This window comes from Thermosediminibacter litoriperuensis (assembly GCF_008124715.1).
In the GTDB taxonomy this organism is placed as follows: Bacteria; Bacillota; Thermosediminibacteria; order Thermosediminibacterales; family Thermosediminibacteraceae; genus Thermosediminibacter; species Thermosediminibacter litoriperuensis.
Window position 1 is genome coordinate 20395 of record NZ_VNHO01000019.1, and the last position, 18667, is coordinate 39061.

At 46.5% G+C, this 18667-nt stretch carries 16 protein-coding genes and 1 pseudogene; 1 reads left to right on the plus strand and 16 read right to left on the minus strand.

The window, feature by feature from the left end:
• Nucleotide 1: 1 nt before the first annotated feature.
• From LZ11_RS08580 to LZ11_RS08640, 13 genes are all read right to left on the minus strand, one after another.
• On the minus strand, nucleotides 2–1117 hold the full coding sequence (locus LZ11_RS08580) for a capsular polysaccharide biosynthesis protein CapF (RefSeq protein WP_148867480.1): 1116 nt from the start codon (nucleotides 1115–1117) through the stop codon (nucleotides 2–4).
• Nucleotides 1074–2138, minus strand: a complete 1065-nt coding sequence (locus tag LZ11_RS08585; RefSeq protein ID WP_148867481.1) for a nucleoside-diphosphate sugar epimerase/dehydratase — start codon at nucleotides 2136–2138, stop codon at nucleotides 1074–1076. The genes LZ11_RS08580 and LZ11_RS08585 overlap by 44 nt, the downstream gene beginning before the upstream one ends.
• An 18-nt stretch (nucleotides 2139–2156) precedes the next feature.
• The gene (locus LZ11_RS08590) at nucleotides 2157–3362 is read right to left on the minus strand and encodes a glycosyltransferase family 4 protein (RefSeq protein ID WP_148867482.1); all 1206 of its coding nucleotides are present in this window, start codon (nucleotides 3360–3362) and stop codon (nucleotides 2157–2159) included.
• Between the two features lie 115 nt (nucleotides 3363–3477).
• The gene (locus tag LZ11_RS08595) at nucleotides 3478–6459 is read right to left on the minus strand and encodes an O-antigen ligase family protein (RefSeq protein ID WP_148867483.1); all 2982 of its coding nucleotides are present in this window, start codon (nucleotides 6457–6459) and stop codon (nucleotides 3478–3480) included.
• Between the two features lie 113 nt (nucleotides 6460–6572).
• Entirely contained in the window at nucleotides 6573–7280 is a 708-nt protein-coding gene (locus LZ11_RS08600; RefSeq protein ID WP_148867484.1) for a CpsD/CapB family tyrosine-protein kinase, read from the minus strand.
• Nucleotides 7280–7993 (minus strand): YveK family protein, encoded by a 714-nt coding sequence (locus LZ11_RS08605; protein WP_170240341.1) that lies wholly within the window; start codon nucleotides 7991–7993, stop codon nucleotides 7280–7282. The genes LZ11_RS08600 and LZ11_RS08605 overlap by 1 nt, the downstream gene beginning before the upstream one ends.
• Nucleotides 7994–8010: 17 nt before the next feature.
• Nucleotides 8011–8574, minus strand: coding sequence for a hypothetical protein (locus LZ11_RS08610; RefSeq protein WP_148867486.1), 564 nt, complete (start codon nucleotides 8572–8574; stop codon nucleotides 8011–8013).
• A 57-nt stretch (nucleotides 8575–8631) separates the two neighbouring features.
• On the minus strand, nucleotides 8632–10761 hold the full coding sequence (locus LZ11_RS08615) for an S-layer homology domain-containing protein (protein WP_148867487.1): 2130 nt from the start codon (nucleotides 10759–10761) through the stop codon (nucleotides 8632–8634).
• Between the two features lie 99 nt (nucleotides 10762–10860).
• Nucleotides 10861–11925 carry an S-layer homology domain-containing protein gene (locus tag LZ11_RS08620; protein ID WP_148867488.1) on the minus strand — a complete coding sequence of 355 codons (1065 nt, stop codon included), beginning with the start codon at nucleotides 11923–11925 and terminating at the stop codon, nucleotides 10861–10863.
• A gap of 1 nt (nucleotide 11926) precedes the next feature.
• On the minus strand, nucleotides 11927–12532 hold the full coding sequence (locus tag LZ11_RS08625; RefSeq protein WP_342782611.1) for a tyrosine-protein phosphatase: 606 nt from the start codon (nucleotides 12530–12532) through the stop codon (nucleotides 11927–11929).
• A 61-nt stretch (nucleotides 12533–12593) separates the two neighbouring features.
• Complete coding sequence (locus LZ11_RS08630; protein ID WP_170240342.1) at nucleotides 12594–13889, minus strand: GumC family protein; 1296 nt, start codon at nucleotides 13887–13889, stop codon at nucleotides 12594–12596.
• A 210-nt stretch (nucleotides 13890–14099) separates the two neighbouring features.
• Nucleotides 14100–14429: a hypothetical protein gene (locus LZ11_RS08635; protein ID WP_148867491.1), complete on the minus strand. Its 330-nt coding sequence runs from the start codon at nucleotides 14427–14429 to the stop codon at nucleotides 14100–14102.
• A complete protein-coding gene (locus tag LZ11_RS08640) occupies nucleotides 14426–15592 on the minus strand; it encodes a S8 family peptidase (protein WP_148867492.1) in 1167 nt (388 codons plus the stop codon). Before LZ11_RS08640 ends, LZ11_RS08635 begins: the two co-directional genes overlap by 4 nt.
• A gap of 104 nt (nucleotides 15593–15696) precedes the next feature.
• Here LZ11_RS08640 and LZ11_RS08645 point away from each other — a divergent pair, with 104 nt between their 5' ends.
• Nucleotides 15697–16134: a hypothetical protein gene (locus tag LZ11_RS08645; RefSeq protein WP_148867493.1), complete on the plus strand. Its 438-nt coding sequence runs from the start codon at nucleotides 15697–15699 to the stop codon at nucleotides 16132–16134.
• Nucleotides 16135–16219: 85 nt separating this feature from the next.
• Here the strand turns inward: LZ11_RS08645 and galU are convergent, their stop codons facing one another.
• From galU to LZ11_RS12370, 3 genes and pseudogenes are all read right to left on the minus strand, one after another.
• A complete protein-coding gene (galU, locus tag LZ11_RS08650; RefSeq protein WP_148867494.1) occupies nucleotides 16220–17134 on the minus strand; it encodes a UTP--glucose-1-phosphate uridylyltransferase GalU in 915 nt (304 codons plus the stop codon).
• 77 nt (nucleotides 17135–17211) lie between these two features.
• Nucleotides 17212–18414, minus strand: a complete 1203-nt coding sequence (gene truD, locus LZ11_RS08655; RefSeq protein WP_281282737.1) for a tRNA pseudouridine(13) synthase TruD — start codon at nucleotides 18412–18414, stop codon at nucleotides 17212–17214.
• Nucleotides 18415–18452: 38 nt separating this feature from the next.
• Nucleotides 18453–18667: pseudogene (locus LZ11_RS12370) on the minus strand (hypothetical protein); the annotation flags it as partial.

Consider the following 18667-nt stretch of genomic DNA (forward strand, 5'->3'; position numbering starts at 1 on the left):
TTCAGACCTCCATATAGTAAGTATCGGGCTTATCTGGTTCAAAAATTTCATCCGCCCAGAATATGGTGATTAAATCGGTATCTCCAATGTTGGTTATGGAATGGGTATAACCTGCCGGGATATCCAGGACTTTTAGATTGTCGCCGGAAACACGGTACTCAATTACATTATCCCCCCGTATCTGACGGAATTTTATTAAGGCCTCACCTTGAATTACAAGGAATTTTTCCACTTTAGTATGATGCCAATGATTCCCCCGTGTAATACCGGGTTTAGTTTTTGAGATAAATATCTGGCCAAAATGCCTGGATTTTATAAACTCTGCCAACCATCCCCTGTTATCGGATTTCATATCAAGCTCGTAGCCAAAATCGTCTTCCGGTAAGTATGAAACGTATGTAGCGTAAAGAAAACGTGTAAAATCGTCTTCAAAATCCGGCATTATTAAAGATTTTCGGCTTTGGGCAAATTCAAACAGCTTATCCGCCAATTCCTGGAGTGTTATCTTGAAAGTACGGGGAATTATACAATAGCCGTCTTCATCCATATGCGGATTACCATTTAATGCATTAATAAACTCCGATACCACATCGTCAATATAGACCAATGTCAATTCTTTAGATGGGTCATTTATATTAATAGGAAGCCCCCGCGCGATGTTGTAGCAGAAGGTTGCGACGACAGAATTATAATTAGGGTGGCACCATTTACCAAATACATTAGGTAGTCTATAAATATAAATATTTATCCCATTATTTTTTGACCAACTCAGCAGTGCCTGTTCAGCGGCCAACTTACTGATACCATACGGATTGTTCAATGTCGCCTGTATGGATGATGAAAATAATACCGGAATTTTCCGATTTTGTTTATCCAGTAAATTTAAAAGATGCTCTGTGAAACCACGATTACCGGAGTCATATTCTGATAAATCCTGCGGGCGATTTACCCCTGCCAGATGAAAAATGAAATCCGACTTTTTTATTAATTGCTCCAATTCTTCAATTGTATTGTTGCGATTGTATGTTAAAATTTTTAAATCCTTATTTTGTTCTAATGATGTAACAAGATTTTTACCTATAAACCCGTCTGCGCCGGTAATAAGCACTGTTCTCATAATATAGCCTCCAGTCTTCAAGCTCACGTTTAATAAAATCAAGGCTTAATAATTTTTCTTTCACTTGTTCTACATTTAGTCGTTCAGTATTATGCGAAGTATATTCACAACCATAGCTTATTTCTTCACTGCCTTTAACGAAATATTTATCATAATTTAAATCTCTGTTATCAGCTGGAATTCTATAATATTTGCCAAGATCTTCGGCACGGACCATTTCTTCACGAGTCAGCAATGTTTCATACAATTTTTCACCATGACGGGTACCGATTATCTTTATTTCATTATCAGCGTTAAAAATTTCTTTTATGGCTTGAGCAAGATCACCTATCGTACATGCCGGAGCTTTTTGAACGAAAATATCACCCTGCCTGCCAAATTTAAACGTAAATAGTACCAATTCCACCGCTTCATCTAAGGACATCATAAAGCGGGTCATATTCGGATCTGTCACAGTTAAGGGTTGTCCTGATTTTATTTGCTGAACAAATAGGGGTATGACCGAACCTCGAGAAGCCATCACATTACCATAGCGTGTACCGCAAATTGTTGTTTTATCTGGATCGACGGTTCTTGATTTTGCAACCATAATCTTTTCCATCATAGCTTTTGATATGCCCATGGCATTGATGGGATAGACTGCTTTATCCGTTGAAAGGCATATAACCTTTTTTACTCCATATGCGATTGCAGCATTTAATACATTTTCTGTGCCCAATATATTTGTTTTTACAGCTTCCATAGGAAAAAATTCACAGGAAGGTACTTGCTTTAGAGCAGCAGCATGAAAAACATAGTCAACTCCATTCATTGCTGCGGCGATGCTATCATATTGCCGCACATCACCAATAAAAAATTTAACCTTGCTGTTTTTCAGTTCTTTACGCATATCGTCCTGCTTTTTTTCATCACGAGAAAATATTCGTATTTCTCCTATATCTGTATTCAAAAATCTTTTAAGTACCGCATTGCCAAAAGAGCCTGTCCCTCCAGTAATGAGGAGAACTTTATCCTTGAACATTTTTCATCAACTCCTAAATTATTTAAAATGGGACATTATTATGTCGTATTGTTTTGAAACGGTATAATATTTTTCAAGATAAGCCCGTCCATTAAGTCCCATCTGAATGCGAAGCGATTTATCCGATGCTAATCTTTCTATTATGTTAATAAATCCTTTAATATCTCCACTTTTTGCCCACAGTCCACATCCGGATTCAATTAATATATCTTTCAAATCTGTATTAACATCAGTTGCAGCGGCGATTGGCAACGCTGCTTCCATATATGACGTCAATCTTGAGGGAATATTCGGTATTGTGAAGCGTTGATCAAGGAAAATAAGGCCTACATCGCAACTTTCAAGAATTTTATCATAACTATCTTTTGGCAGGAAACTTAATAACTTTACATTTTTGTGTTTATTCTGTTTAAGGTGGGTTTCAATGCGACCGTATTCTGTCCCGGAACCTACTATAAGAAAAAAGAAATTTTCTTTATTTTTTATATAATCTAATACCTCTAAAAGAAAATCAATTCCCTGTGGCTTTCCGAGATTGCCTCCATAGATAAAAACAACAGCATCATTCGGTATGCCATATTTATCTCGAAATTCCTTATTTGACTTATTAATATGTAGCAACGGCCGTGGTTTAATACAATTAGGAGAGACCTCAACCTTTTGTGGATTTATTTCTGGATTATGCTTTAATAAATATTCCACATTAGCACTAGACATGCACCCTATAAAATCAGATATATCATAGAGGCGTTTTTCTTTATTGCGAAAATATCTCCACAGTAAACTTCCCTTTCTAATCATACCTAAATCAACAGCATTTTGAGGGAAGATATCTTTTAACAGGAGGTAAGTATGACATTTATCCCTTGCTTTGACAAATCTAACTACTTTTTCAAAAGTTATAGGTGGAGTGGAGTATAAAACTAGATCAAAACGTATATCTTTAAAATATTTTTTTATAGCATTTTTAAATTGACTCTCGATAAGAATAGTTGAAATTCCTTTTTCAATAGGATTTGTTTGTTTTATATTACCAGTCCGAACTTTTAATACATGAATCCCATGGTCTTCAATATATTCAGTGGGTTTCCCGTAACGGCGCTCACGCGGACATATAATATATACATTTTGGCCTCTATCTCTGAATTCTCGCATGAGATCAGTGTATATACCTCGCTGGGTAACTGATTCAATGTCCACCACTGTGATAAATAATATATTCATCGTATACCACCCAAAAATATAAATCAATTAAATTCATTGTATTTATTTTTTTCTCTACGAAACCCGTCTTTATGGATGTTTTCCCGGGCAATATGGTGTGGCGTTAACTCATATCCTACCGCTTCTCTCGATTTCTTTCAGGGCTTATATTGAAGGTGTCAGGGTCACTATTTTTATACAATAAAATTCTTCCAAACATGATGTCACTTTTAGGTAAAATGATAACCCTTATCCTTATATCCTTCCCTTCGATTTCACCGGGCGCGATGAACTCGGATAATTCGGAGCCTGAGTTGAATATTACTTTATTGTCAGCAATTATATCTACCCTATACCCTCCCTTAAGGATATCCGCTTCCAGCTCTATCTTATAAAATTCGTCCGGCTCCAGGTATATCCCTTCGATTAGATTTAAAGTCACTGTTGATTCTCCGGCCAGTTTCATCCTGCTGTACCTGCCGGGATTTACCTTTACCTCCCCTTCACCATAAACTCTCCACAGGTCGGGCTGGCCGTCTTCATCCAGGTCTATCCCAAAATTAGCCGCAAAGACCAGGTCTTTCAGTTTTCCCACGATTTCGAGGTTTGGGCTTTCCAGAAGTTTTTCCGCCTTTGTCAGGTATAGCATCAAGTCTTTCGTAGCCTGAAGTTTTACGACCCCCGGGTCGTTCTGGGGCGACTTCCGGTTAAAATCGATTATCCTTTCGGGAATTGCAAGGCTTTTGCCGAGCAACTCTTTTGCCCTGCTAACCTCATTCTTTGCTATATGAAATTCCGCTACTTTTTCGTATCCTTCCACTAAAGCCTCCCATACGGTTATGTTGTATGGATTAAGTCTTGCCGCCTCTTCCAGCAGAGACAGACCCTCTTCCAGCCTGCCTTCTCTTAAGTAGGTTGCGGCAAGCAGGCCTTTCATTTTCGCATTATAGGGCTCCATGGCGGCTGCTTCTTCACGGAGTTTGATGGCCTTTTCTTTAAACTCTTTATTCTTTCCCTGCTCGCCTATTATATCGTAAATCTGAGAAAGGTCTGCTTTGAAGGAAACGGTAAGCGGGTCATACTCCGATGCTCTTTCAAAGGCTTCCTTAGCCCCCGCCAGGTCGCCGCTCTGAAGGGCCCGGACGGCCTTCTGGCCGTAGCTGTAACCGGCGAAAAGCGTCGCCGACCCCAGGATGAAAAGCAGCGTAAGCCCACCTGCGGCCCATACCGCGTAAGATCCGGATGCCAGTTGCCTCCGCTTAACCACCGGGACTGCCGCCATGCCGTCCGCGGCTGCAAGGCCGAACAATGCCCAGAGATAAATCGCAACGGCTGCAAGAGACAGGTTGAAGTCCACGGCGCTGTGTCCGAGGATCGCTGCAGCGGATGAAAGGGCGGCATAATTCAGGGCACCCAATCCCTGATCGTCCGCTTTATTTACAATCACATTCCTGATAATCAGCACCGGTACTGCCAGGAAGGCCAATAAGCCGGTTATACCCGTCTCCACCATGAGCTGCAAGAAAAAACTGTGCACTTCAGTGGTGAAGTAGCGGTACGACTGATAAGCAAAGTACGCCGACTTCCAGCCGCCCCCGCCGATGCCGATAACGGGATGTTCCTTTATTATCTTAAGGGCGTCGCGGTAAAAGCTGAGCCTTCCCTGAAAGCTGTGCTCGCCGAAACTTATGCTTGATAATCTCTGTGCGATAGCCTCGGGGATGTACTTATATGCCAGTATTATTTTCTGGCTAGTGGCTCTGGCGGCGGCCTGGAATATCTTTGCATCGCTATAGACGGCGGAAGTGCCTGGGAATCGGTTGCTGAAGCCTATCTGGAGCTTTGTCGTATCCGTTCGCGTTTTAAAGGGAACTTCTATTAATTGCTGCTCCAGAGCTTCGTTGAAATACTCACTTTTAATGACGGTCGCTTTATTATTCTTATCTATACTCATTATCTGAACCGCCCCGCCCCATTTGCCTTCCTCCTGTCCTGGTGTAGCTGTCACCATGACCTTCAGTACATAATCGGTATCCGGCTTTACGTTGTCAACGGTGTACCACGAGGTCTTCCAGCTTTCAGGCTCGTCAGGGCTATGGGATAAGGTCAAGGGCTTTTCGGTGGTAAGAGCTATGTATGCACCGGTACCTGCAATTAATGTCAGGATTACGAAAACGGAAAGCAACGTAGCTGGTTTTATGCGCACGGCAAAGCGTTCGCTGAGTTTGTCGAATATATAAAATACTGCCGGGGCAAGGATGAGCCCCACCAGGTACCATAGCCAGACCTTAGCACCTTCCCCTCCGGAGATCCCGGAACCGAAGCCTGGCGAGACTATTATGCCAGCAAAAAAGACCTGCAGGGAGTATCCCAGCACCTTCATCCTGTAAGCTCCGGGGATACTTATGATAAGGATCAGGTAAAACACCGGGAACATAAGCCAGGCGGCCCTGGAAAGGGTAAAGAGGAACGCGAGAAACAGAGTATAATTTATCGCCGAAAGGACGGCCCTCTGCCAGCGCCTTTCGCATACCGCCTGAAGCCCCAGCCCCAGCATTAGGGCGGCGGTGAGGTATGCCGCCAGGGTGTTGGGGTACTGAAGCGTCGAGTTGATCCTGCTGCCCACGAAGGCTCCGGGGTATTTTACCGTGCCCGCCGCCGCGCCGATGCCTGCTAAGGCGACACCCGCGGCGGAAAGCACCAGGGTCCAGAGGATGATCCTTTTGTCCCTTTCGTTCCTGGCTATGTCCGAGACGAGGTAGTATACGATGAAGTAGTTTATGTACTTCAAAAGTTCGCCCACGGCGTAGCGCAGGTTTACCGCTGCAAAGATGGAGAGGAAGTACGCCCCGACGACGGCTAAAGCCGCGTAGTCGGCGGGTGACCGGAAGAATCCTGTTTCCTTCAGGACGGCGGTCCTGTATATCATCCATGCCAGGAAGAGAATCCCGCTATATATATGAGTCGGCAGAAGTTCCCTGTCGAAAAATAGTCCCCTGAAGTAGGGGGGGTAAAAGAGGAGTATAAGAAGGCCTGCGTATATTATGTAATGGAAAGCTGCCTGTTTTTTTGCCTCCGGTATTTTTTGCTCTTTTTTGTGCTTTTTACTTTTCTCCAAATTCTTCACCGCCCAGTTTTGATTCGTATGCCATTTTTTTCTACAGTTACTCTTATTCTACAAAAAGGGACAATTTCCTGCTATTTGGTATAAATTTACCTTTCCTCCGGCGGTTACTTCCTTTTTTTCACCCTTTTGTTGTCTTCACCGTAGTAGTAATAGTAATAATAGTATCCTCCGTCCTTCTGTTTGACCTTATTAAGCACCACCCCCAGAATCCGCGCATTTACCTTTTCCAGCTGCTGTTTGGCTGCGATAGCGGCTTCCCTTTCTGTTGAACTCTCTTCCACCACGAGAATTACTCCGTCCACCAGAGCCGACAGGATCGATGCGTCGGCCACGCTGTTTACCGGGGGCGCGTCGATGAGGACCATATCATAGACCGAAGCCACTTCGTCCAGAAATTTTTTCATTTTGGCCGAACCCAGCACTTCGGCCGGATTGGGAGGTACCGGCCCGCTGGTGATGACGTGGAGGTTCTCCACTTTTGTGGTATTTACCACCGTATCCAGCGGAAGATCTTCGGCAAGAAGGTTGGATAGGCCTTTATAATTTTCCAGTAAGAAAAATTTATAAATTTGCGGCCTCCTGAGGTCGGCATCCACGAGCAGTACCTTGCTCCCGGTGTTGGCGATACAAACCGCCAGGTTTGAAACTATGGTGCTTTTTCCTTCCCCGGGGATACTGCTGGTTATCATCACTTTCCTTAAAGGCCTGTCTATGCCGGAAAAATGCAGATTCGTTCTGAGCACTCTGAAGGCTTCCGATACTATCGACTTGGGGTCGGTCATGATAAATAATCCCATGCTTTTTTCCTCCATCAAGCTACCTCTCTTTCTTCAACATACGGTATCGTGCCTATTACCGGCAGACCTAGGTATTTCGCCACATCTTCCGGTGACTTAATGGAAGTGTCCGTAAACTCCATTATAAAAGCGCAAAAAACCCCTACCATCGAGCCGAGAATAACTGAAAGCGATAAATTCAACGCCGGCCTGGGCTCTACCTTCCGGTATATGGGAATAGCTTCGTCGATCACCTGGACGTTTTCCACGTTCATTATCCTTATAACCTGCCTTGAAAAACTTTCAGCGACCGCGTTGGCTATAGTGGCAGCCATAACAGGATTGTGGTCCGATACCCTAATTTCTATTATCTCGGTATTTTTCACCGGGTTCACTTTGACCTGGGACTTCAGCTTCTCGTGGGAGGTATTCAAATTAAGTCTTTTTATTACTTCTTCCAGCGTTGAGCGGCTTTTGGCGATTTCGCCGTAGGTAGATACCAGCAGGCGGTTAGTCTGAAGCTCCTGATAAGTAACCGATGCGCTCGAGTCCGGGGTCCTTTGCACGGGTTTTCCCACCATTATGGTGGTATACGATTCGTAGACGGGTTTTTTCATATAAAAGGTATATACGGCCGTTACGGCAAGAAAAACGATAATAATAATACCGATTATTTTGAACCGTTTTTTCAATACATCAATAATCTCTTTCAACGAAATTTCCTCTTCGAAAGCGTTTATATCTTCCACCAGTTCTGCCCCCGCTTTCATTCAGCAAGATGTTTATATTTTTTATATAAAGCCCTTATCTCTTCTATCTCTTCAGGGGTAAACCTGCTGAAAGCCAGTTTAACGGCTTCCTCTTTTTCGCTCTCCGTTAATCCACCCTTTAAAAGCCCGAGAAGGTATTTTATATCATTGCCGGTGAGCCGGCCGGCCACCAGCCTCAGTATCCGCCTCTTATCGGAAAAGCTTATATTCTTGGAAATTTCATCAATCGATATGTCCTCTGTGGTCTTCCCCGGGGTGCTGCCGGAAGGTTTTTTAGATTTCTCGGATTTCGCCGGTGTAATCGGGGATGTTTGTCCTTCTTCAGGTCCTGTTTCGTGAATATCTACCTCCGGTGACCCGGGCATATCAGGGGGTTTTATGTCTGTATCCGGAGGTTGATCTTCTCTCCCGCTTTCGGATACCTTTCCGGGATAGTCCGGGAAGACCAGGTCAAAAGCCTTATTTACAAGAATGTAGTGAGCTGATATTATTAAGGCCAATAATAATGACAGAGTGATTATTATTGCTCTTCGCGATATTTTTCTTTTTTCTTTCTTCATCGTTTTTCTCCTGATTTTTATAATCCGGGGGTACTCAGCGAGTACCCCCGGCTGTTATCAGTTGTTGTAAAGCCCGTAGATGAGCTTGACTGCTTCAGCTCTGGAAGTATAAGCTTCGGGCCTTATGGTGCCGTCGGGATAGCCGCTGACGATGCCCATTTCCACCAGAAGCGCGGCGTGTTCTTCAGCGTAACCGGCTATCTTTGCCGCGTCCTTGAACGGAGCGAGCAGCTCACCGGCATCTTTCGAGGGTTTCTTGGCAAGAGCCCTTCCAACGATAGCCATTATCTCCTGCCTGGTTATCTTAGCATTGGGGTCAAATACCTTGCCTTCGACCCGACCGGTAATCAGGCCGTTTTCATAAGCGGTCTGTATATAGTCGGCATACCAGGCGTCGGAAGCTACGTCCTCGAAGGAACCTTTGTATTTGACAAGGTCCAGTTCAAGGGCGCCTACTACGAGCTTGGCAAATTCAGCCCTGGTCACGCTGTCATCGGGCACGAATTTCGCCGCTGTGCGGCCGTGAACGACGTGTTTTGCCGCCATGGACTCGATGTAGTTTCTGGCCCAGTGCTGCTTTATGTCATCGAAGGTTACGTCGTATTCCATAAGCGTATAGGCGCTGAGGTGGGCAAGATTCGCTCTTATTTCACCGCCGGCTCTGTCTACTTTGCCTCCGGCAAATTCAGCTTTACCCTCTTTATCGTTAATGAAGTAGATTCCCAGCTTGTCGATATTGGTGGTGAGGCCTTTTATAGAGAAGCGCAGGGTTACCTTCTTCATGAAGGACGCCGGGTTATCTCCCGCAAGAACACTGACATCCACGGCGGAACCTACCGGCCTCATTTTTTCTATGCCTTTAATGTTCTTCAGCGCATCTTTTGCGTCCTTTGCTTCGATGATTATCTTCAGGGTTTTAATATCTTTTGTTTCCACGGAGCCTGCGGGCAGGTCTATACCCACTTTCTTGAGATTTATAGTAATGGTTGCGCCTTTTTCGAAGGCTTTTGCCGCAAGGTCCGCGGGGAGTTCGACTATCGCGTTATCACCTATTTTTTCACTGTCTGCGAGGTCTATCACAAGGGCCAGCTTCCTGCCTTCGGCCTTTTTCACCGCTTCATCGAGGAGCTTCAGCAGGTCGCTGACGGCCTTTTCATCGAAGGTTACAACTGCTTTGCCGTCAGCCACGGTAACTTTAACCGCACCGGCGGGTACGACGACTGCCACCGGCTTGCTCTGATCTTTGGGGATTTCGATTTCGGGCTCGCTGGGTGCAGCGCCTCCGCCGCCACCACCGCCACCGCCGGTGCCGCCGCCGCCACTACCGCCGTCATCCCCAGGTTCAGGCGGGGTTGTGGTGTCCCTCTCAACCTTAAATCCGAAGCTTTCCAGGGCTTTTGCCAGCAGGCCCTTTTCGTCGGTGGTAAATCCGCTATCGTTGAAGGCAGTTAAAATATCATTTATTATACTTTTCAATGCTGCTATTTCATTGGAGTCGAGCGGAACTATTTTTTGATCATCTTTGAAATAACCGGAAACTTCCTCCGGCTGGCCGCTGAGGTAGAGGTTAAGGTCATCTTTCAGGCTGTCCTTGAAGCTGACGGAAAATATGCCTCCCTTATAGGAGATGACAACATTTTTTGTCATTACTTTTTCGAAGACCTGACGGTTAAATCTTATAAAATCGAATTTATTGTTGAATTTTGTGTTGATAAGGGTCGTTAATTGTGGGAAGCTCTTATCAAAAATGTCGTTGTCCAGGTGTTTAATCCAGTCAATCTGGTCCTGAGTCAAGGTGTTGATCCCAGGCTCTTTTACCTTTCTGGCGATTTCTTTTGCCCATTCTTTCCAGGATTTATCTTGAAATTTGTCCTCTCTTAAGCTTTTGGTGAAATCCATCACGGAATCGCGAGTAATTCCGTATCCATTAAGCCTGGAGTCGAGAGTGGTTCCGAATAATTTATCTACGATAATATCTTTTTGGTCAATTTTCTCAATGAGGTCGATTAATTTTTCTATTTCCGTCAGACTCAGTCCTGCCAGCTTGCCCTGCAGAAAAACAGAGAAAGCTAGGCTGTTAATCTGATCATCGGTCAAATCCCCCGATTCGGCCCATGCAGGAATTGCCGCAAAGAGCATCATCAAAACCAGGGTTATAGATATCGCCTTTCTAATTAAGTCTCTCATAAAAAAATCAAAGCCCCCTTTCCCCTCAAAGATGATGAAATATATACAAATTGATCAACTACCGCCCCCATATCCCCCCTTCTCGTTCAAAGTTCTTTATCATTCATATATAAGTCTATAAAGGTTATATATCACAGTTGCCGCCTGGGCGCGAGTGGCGGTCTCACCCGGCGCCAGGATATCGGTGCCTACCCCGCGGATCAGCCCAAGTTTCACGGCAACTGCGATTTCCGTCTTGGCCCATTCGGATATCCTATCCCGGTCTTTGTAGGCGGACAGGATTTTCTCTACTTCCACGCTGTCTACAAAAGCCGATTTGTTCACAATCGATGCGGCGCGGGTGACGAGAACGGCCATTTCCTGCCTGGTGATAAGGCTGTTGGGGTTGAATTCATCTCCCGTGCCCCTAGCAAGGCCCGAGTTGTACGCTGCTCTTACGGTGCTGTAAAACCAATCGTCAGGCAGAACATCAGTAAATGGTAGATTTTGGACGGTTTCCTTGTCTTCAAGCTTAAGCAGCCTGACCAGCATTGCCGTAAATTCGGCTCTGGTTACCCTGTCTTCAGGAGCAAACATTCCTTGGGCCTTTCCCTTTATTATGCCTTTAGATGCTATATATTCGATATAAGTCCTGGCCCAGTGATTCTCTACATCACTGAATTTAATCGATATTTCTGGAAATACCGGCTGGTTTTGAACCGGTTCTCTCGGGATGCCGCCGCCACCGGGTGCTGCGTCATCCCCGCCCTCGTACTTTTTAATCAGAGCCTTGACGCCCTCTTTGTCGCTCTTTTCGATGAGGTCCAGGAGCTTTAGCCTGTCCTCTTTACTCCATTTTTTAAGGTCGTCTATGTCAGACTTCAGCCGTCCAAGGCTGAGACCGTACTTTGAGAGCAGATCCTGATAGTTCTCCCCCAACACCAGAGCCATTACGTCCGGTAGAGAATCTTTCAGATCTTCAAGGCCCTGCTCGCTTTTAAAAAAAATCTCCAGCAGGTATATAGCGTCGGATTTATCGGCGGGGTCAAGATTCTTTAACTTTTCAAAGGCGAGATCGATCAATCCTTCGTCCAGTTCAATTGCGGTGGATCTGTTGAAACTCGAGGAAAGAAATAACAAGAAAATTAACAAGACTGCCGCAATGAGCGATTTTTTAAAACCCATCCTATACCTCCTTTTCCCCAACAACCCTGAAGCTGCTGAAAAACAGCGCCAGCTTTTTTACGATGCCGAAACGGCCCGACTTATAGCCGCCGAAGGGCACTTCTATCGCCTTTCCTTCCATAATCAATCGGGGATTTTCTTCCGTGAAAATGGATGCGGTCTTATCGTTAAGCGCGGCCAGGGCTTTTTTCATCCTGGGAGCCCTGGAGCGGGCTGTGTGACAGTCGGTGGCGATAATGTGAGCTAGCCCGGCTCGCATTATTTTCTCCCCCGCTCGCTGGGAGTTACTTCCGAATACGCCCATGAGGCTCAGGGAATTCACCTGCACCAGTGCGCCAATTCTTACAATATCGTGGAGCTTGTTAATGTCGGCGGCTATTTCGCGGTTCCTCTCCGGGTGGGCCAGGATCACCCTTACTCCCCGGAGGTGGATTGAATGGATTATATGTAAAGCATACTGGGGTATGCTCATCATGGGCAGTTCGACGAGGAGATACTTTCCTCCGTCGAACAGGGTTACCAGCCTGCCTTCATCGAGCAGTTCAGGTATCTCTGGGGATAGGAACACCTCCTGCCCCGGGTATACCTCCAGGTCGATTCGAATAATTACTGTTTGCTTTAGATAGGCATAAAAAAATCCCTTCCATGAGGAAGGGGTAGTTAAATCTTCATTTCAATGTTTGTACCGAGCTTTCCGTCATACCCGATTTCTTCCAGTAATCGGCAAAGAACGCCGTAAAGATTCCAATCATTACGCCCAGCACGGCGGCCAGGGCTATGTTCAGCATCTTCTTCGGCGCCACCGGATTTTCAGGCACCAGGGCCGGGGATACGATCATTATGTTTGCGTCGCCGATCTTGCTGGAAGTGGTGATGCGGGCTTCCTGATATTTTTGGAGAAAAGTATTGTAAGTCTCCAGCGCGATGTTGTACTGCTGCTGGAGGCGGTTGTACTCGGTCTGCTTTTCCGCAAAATCGGCCTGCAGGCTTTCCAGCTCCGCCTGGGTCTTTTTTATGGAATTCAATATGGCTGTTTTTTGCGAAACGATGCCCGCCAGTTCGGCTTCAAGTTCCGCCGCCTTCTGGCTCAGGACGTCGTAAGTCTGGTTTATCTCCTGGCTCTTTAAGGTAAGGCCCGTCAAGTCCGAAGAAGGCCCCGTTTTGCCGGTGGCTATCCCCATCATCGCCGGATCTTCAATAATGGATTTTTTTACCTCCAGGTAGCGGGGTTCGCTGGCAAGCCGGTCTTTAATGCTTTCTAGAGACGATCTGACAGCCTTTTCCCGGACCTCCAGCTTTAAGAGTTCGGTCTTGAATTCGGTGAGGAGCTGCAGTTTGGCCTCTATGTCCTGCTGCAGCTCGGTGACGCTCTGGGGCTGGGCCATGAAGTTCTTAAGTTCTTCGGTCGCCTGATCCAGGTTTTTCTGCTCTTCCAGCATCTGATTTTTTAGAAAGACGGCGGTTTTGCCCATCTGCTCCTTTAAAGCGTTCGAGAGGAAGTCCACAAACTTCGGGGCCAGGGTATTTGCAATTTTTGCGGCCATATCCGGGTCTGTATCTTTTACGGTTATACTTATCAGGTTCGTGTCTTTAATGGCTTCTACATTTATGGACTCCTTGAGGGAATTGAGGCTGTATTTTTCCGGGTCCAGGTTGAGTTCTTTAATAACCTGGTTCAGTATGTGCGGGTTGGTCGCCTGAACCCTGTAGGTCTCCAGAGTCATCTGGGGAAACTGTGAGAGGAAATTTAAAAGCGTATTATAGGCGCTGTCTTGGGGTTGCGGCTGGTTTTTAGGTGTCAGCGGCGATACCATCAGCGTGGTCTTTGCTTCATATGTGGGTGGGATTACAAAAAAGCTGAGTATTCCGCTCACAAGCACGGCGACAAGGGTTATGCCGGCTATAAGCCACCTGCCGCGTATAAGTACCTCGATGAGTTCCCGTAAGCTTATTTCTTCTTCCATGGTTTTCCTCCTTAACTGTATATGTTGGCATAAATCATTGAAAGGGCTTTTGGCTTTATGATGCCGGTAAGCGAATTGTAAAAACATTATTTTTTGTTCTACACAAAAAATCATTTTCCTCCTTTCTGGAAAAATTTTTTTCTTCCGCTGATTTTAAAGAGTATCTTGGCTGTGCAAATAAATAAAGCCCCGGTATTCCAGGGCTTTGCATTATTTTCCTTCGGGAGCCTTCTTCCAGCTCTCCAGAAAATTCTTAACGTCCTCGGGCATTGGCCCGGCGGGGATATATTTCGAAACCTCCAGCATTAATTCAGCCATCTGTTTTTTAAGTTCCGGCGGGATGTTCTCGGTCATTTTTTTCACGGTTTCGGCGGCTTTCTCCGGGGTCAGATCTACGTTTATGCCGGCCTCCCGCATCAGTTCTTTTGCAAATTCCGGGTTATCCGGTGTGAGGCCGAACTTGGAAAAGATCTGGCCCAGGGCTTCGGGGGTTTTGCCGGATTTTTCGATTTCTTTTCTGATTTCCTCAAATTTGCTCACGGCTCATGCCTCCCTAATTTTTTTATATTCGATACCGCTTTCGAGACGTCCAATAGGCCCGCTCCCTGTTTTTCTTTCGGAAGGCCCAGGTCTCTCGCGGTATTCATAAGCACCGACTTTACGTCTTCGGCGCTCATCCTGGTTAAGGACAGCACCAGGGCTGCTGCACCGGTCACGTGGGGAGTGGCCATGGATGTACCGCTCATCAGTTTATAACCCCCGTTTTTGTGCGTTGAAGGTATGTCGACTCCCGGCGCTATTATATCCACTTCCGGCCCGCTGCTGGAAAAGTTCGCCGGCTCGTCGTTTCTATTTGAAGCCGCCACGGCGATAACCTCGGGGTACTTGGCAGGGTACAATACTGAATCTTCCTTGCCCATGTTTCCCGCTGCAGCTACCAGAACGACGTTATTTTTGTGAAGTTTTTCGATGGCCCGCCTGAGGGCGAAGCTCCTGTTCTTCACCCCGAAACTCATGTTTACTACATGTACCTTCTTCTCCAGGCACCAGTTCAAAGCTTCCACTATGGTTGAAATACTGCCGCGGCCGTTCTTGTCAAAGGCCTTTACCGCATAGATTTCCACGTTGGGCGCAACGCCCACGACACCTATATCGTTATCCAGCGCGGCTATGGTCCCTGCCACATGGGTACCGTGGCCGTTATCGTCGATTATATTTTTGCAGTCCAGTACACCGCACACATCCTTAATATTGTCCTTCAAATCCGGGTGGGAAAGGTCTATTCCGGTGTCTATTATACCTACCCTCACGCCTTCTCCTCTGCAGGCGTTCCACGCGGATTGGGCGGCTACCTTCTTTACGCCCCAGGGTATCTCCTGCCTCTGTCTTCTGATGAAAACTTTCCCGGTGGGCACACCCTGAATAGTTGCTATATAATCATCCTCGATAAAATCTATTATCGGATCTTCGCTTAATTTTTGTAGGTTAACGGCAGAAGGACGTACTTCGCACAAACAGGCATCTACCAGCGGCAGCTGCTTTTTAATCTTTATTCCGTAACTTTCGAGAATATTCCTGGTTTCTAAAACTTCGACGCCGGGTTTAAAGCCCACGATCTTGTATTTTTTTCGGCTTTTCTTTTTTCGTACGGCTCCTGCTGTACCCAACAGCAGGCTGCAATAAAGTAAAACATATGGAATCACTTCAACCCCCCCTTTAAATTTCTAATAATACTTTATTCTCGGGGGCAATCTTTGGTGATTGTGCATATTATATGGGGTGAAAAGCACCGGAAAGGAGGGATTTTATGACCAGGGAAGAACTGGAAAAGGTTTTGGAAGAAATAGAAGCCCGTAAGGATCTGATAAAAAAGGAACTGGATAATATTTCCGCCGGCGGCGGGACCGAATCCGGCGTTGAAGAAGAGTTGAGAGGCAGGAGTCCCTCGGCAGCCCTGAAAAAAGCACTGCGCCGCGCTATTAAGAACGGCGATTTGGAGAACGCGCTGGAAAAAGTTTCGAATTCCCTAGACTTAACCAAGTCGGCTGTAGAAACCATGGCCCAGATCGTGGAAAAAGCCCGGGCAAAAATCAGCGGCGAAGTCGAGAATGCTGACGGTATCAATCAAATGGCCGCCATGGCCAATACGTGGCTGCCGATGTTCCTCGGACTCATGAAGACTCCGGAATTCCAGAACCTTTCAGCCAGCATGCTGGTGAATATGCTCAAGGAAGAAGCGTCTTAGAAAAATGAAAAAGCTGCTTTAATGCAGCTATAAGGCTGCTTTAATGCAGCTTTTTTTTGCTGTTTAGCCGTATTTATCATTCACCTTATTCCCCTGTACTATTTCCTGCGGCCGCTTCGCTGTATCCGGCCAAATCCTCTGCCAGCAGGCCGAGAAGGTATTTTTTAAACTCATCCCGGAGCTCCTCCCTCCTCAGGGCGAATTCCACGGTGGCCACGAGATATCCCAGCTTGTCCCCTACATCGTATCTTTTCCCTTCAAAATTGTAGGCGTAAATCACCTCGTAGTTCAAGAGCTCTTTCAGCGCATCGGTGAGCTGGATCTCGCCTCCGGCCCCGGGCTTCGTGTGCTCAAGGATTTCAAAAATGCGGGGGGTTATGATGTACCTCCCCAGTATCGCCATGCGGGAGGGGGCTTCCTGTTTTCTCGGCTTTTCAATCAGGTTGTTGACCTTGTAGATGCGGTCCTCGATAAAGGCCCCGTCTACAATCCCGTACTTGCTCACGTCGTCTTCGCAAACCTGCTGGACTCCCAGGATGGAGCAGTTGTATCTCTCGTAGATGTCCATCATCTGTTTCAGCACCGGCTCCTTCGAATACATCACGTCGTCGCCCAGCATGACGGCGAAGGGCTCGTCGCCCACGAAGGTCCTGGCGCAGTAGATGGCGTGACCCAGGCCCCGGGGCTCCTTCTGGCGGACATAGTGGATATCCACCATGTTGGATATGTCCTCGACCACCCTCAGCAGTTCCCCGTTTCCTTTTTTCTTCAGCTCCAGTTCCAGTTCCACCGACTTGTCGAAATGGTCTTCGATGGCCCGCTTATTTCTGCCGGTGATTATGAGGATTTCCTCGATACCCGAGGCCACCGCCTCTTCTACTATGTACTGGATGGTGGGCTTATCCACTATGGGCAGCATTTCTTTGGGCTGGGCCTTGGTGGCCGGGAGAAACCGGGTGCCGAGGCCCGCGGCGGGTATGACGGCTTTTTTTATCTTCACTAAAAGTCCCCCCACTTGCTCTAATCGTTTTATACTTATAATATCACATAATATCATAATTTTCCATCAATACAAAACTATATCCCCAGGGATTTTATCATCATGGTGGCAAAGGAACCCGGAGGCAGGGTGAACTTTATCTTCACCTTCCTGTAGCCCGGGTACAGGTCGTCTACCTCGAAGGGGCTCGAGTAAAGTCCCTGCGGGAAAACTATTGCCGGCCTCATGAAGGACTTGAAAAAGGATTTCCTTATCTTTTTCAGGTTGAAATCCGAAGGCTTAACCCCCCGCTCCGCCAGAACTTCCTCCAGCGCTTTTTTCACTTCCGGGGCAGCGTCGGGTATCCGGGAAGACACCGTAGGTATTTCCAGTTTTCTTAAGGCTTTTAATTTCCCGGGCGGGAGGGCCCTGTAGAAGGTGTAGTCCATGATCTTACCTTTCACCGTAAAGAGCTCACCGGCAAAGAGGGGCAGCAGCTTTTCCAGGGTCTTGTTCCATAGGAAGCTCTGGTAGGCGGAAAAGAACATGGAAAGCTCTTCCTTGGGAATGGCGTTCAGGGCCGCCGCCAGGTGCTTTTTGCTCTGCCCCTCCTGCAGGATTTTGACTATGTCCTTTTCCACCGGAGTCCGGCAGAGCGGCAGTATCTCCTCCCACCTGCCCCAGAGCCCGGCTATTTTCCGCTTCCTCTCTTTTTCCTCTCGCTTATCCTCGGGGTGTATTGTGGTAAAGTAAAGTTTCAACGCCCCATTGTAGTGCTTTTTTATTATCCTCTCGGCAATAAATTCTTCCGGGTCTTCCACGCTGCCGAAGCGCTGGTCGTCGAAAAAGTTCGGGTACCCGAAGGCTTCCACTTCCGAAAGCCTCGACCGGATCTCATCCACCCTGCCGGGCTCTATCCTGCGCAGGGTTATCTCGAAGTAATTGCCTTCCAGCACGGCCGGAGATACGAAGTCGCCGGCGAATCCCACGAACTGCAACCTCACGTTGGGCCTTTCGAACTGAAGCTCGTATTCCCGGGGGACCGAGATGTACTGGTATGTCAGGGCGTGCCGGTCCTTCCTGCCGCCGGAACCTATTTTCGAAAGCGGGACTTTGTTTTCCCGGGAAATGAACTTCAGGGCGTCCATGGTGTTCCAGTGCCTTTTCTCCAGAAGGTATATCCGGTAGCGGCCCCCCGCCGCATATTTTATGTTCACCAGCTCTTTTACGATGAAGTCTTCGGGAATGACTTTTATTTTCAAATTGCCACCTTCTTTATATAAAATAAGGCCCGAATCCATACAGGATGGGCTTTGGTGAATAAATATGGCATCATTTTTCAAATTATCACCAGCATTTCTTCTTTAATCTCTTTTCTTAATAATGGAGCGATGGCTTCATAGGTATTTATATCAACCTTAATGTCAAGAATTTTCTCCAGTTCCATACGCAACTTTATTAAATCGTAAAATGCAATATTAAATGCGACACATTTTTTGGAAACCCGAATGATGTTGGGTTTTTCAATCATGAAGGCTGAAGTTCGTAAGTTAG

Coding starts and splice junctions, on each gene's coding strand:
- LZ11_RS08610 (WP_148867486.1), bottom strand. CDS start 8,574: ATGAAGAAAGAAAAAAGAAAAATATCGCGAAGAGCAATAATAATCACT.
- LZ11_RS08620 (WP_148867488.1), bottom strand. CDS start 11,925: ATGGGTTTTAAAAAATCGCTCATTGCGGCAGTCTTGTTAATTTTCTTG.
- LZ11_RS08590 (WP_148867482.1), bottom strand. CDS start 3,362: ATGAATATATTATTTATCACAGTGGTGGACATTGAATCAGTTACCCAG.
- LZ11_RS08580 (WP_148867480.1), bottom strand. CDS start 1,117: ATGAGAACAGTGCTTATTACCGGCGCAGACGGGTTTATAGGTAAAAAT.
- LZ11_RS08600 (WP_148867484.1), bottom strand. CDS start 7,280: ATGGAGGAAAAAAGCATGGGATTATTTATCATGACCGACCCCAAGTCG.
- LZ11_RS08615 (WP_148867487.1), bottom strand. CDS start 10,761: ATGAGAGACTTAATTAGAAAGGCGATATCTATAACCCTGGTTTTGATG.
- LZ11_RS08630 (WP_170240342.1), bottom strand. CDS start 13,889: ATGGAAGAAGAAATAAGCTTACGGGAACTCATCGAGGTACTTATACGC.
- truD (WP_281282737.1), bottom strand. CDS start 18,414: ATGGATTCGGGCCTTATTTTATATAAAGAAGGTGGCAATTTGAAAATA.
- LZ11_RS08645 (WP_148867493.1), top strand. CDS start 15,697: ATGACCAGGGAAGAACTGGAAAAGGTTTTGGAAGAAATAGAAGCCCGT.
- LZ11_RS08585 (WP_148867481.1), bottom strand. CDS start 2,138: ATGTTCAAGGATAAAGTTCTCCTCATTACTGGAGGGACAGGCTCTTTT.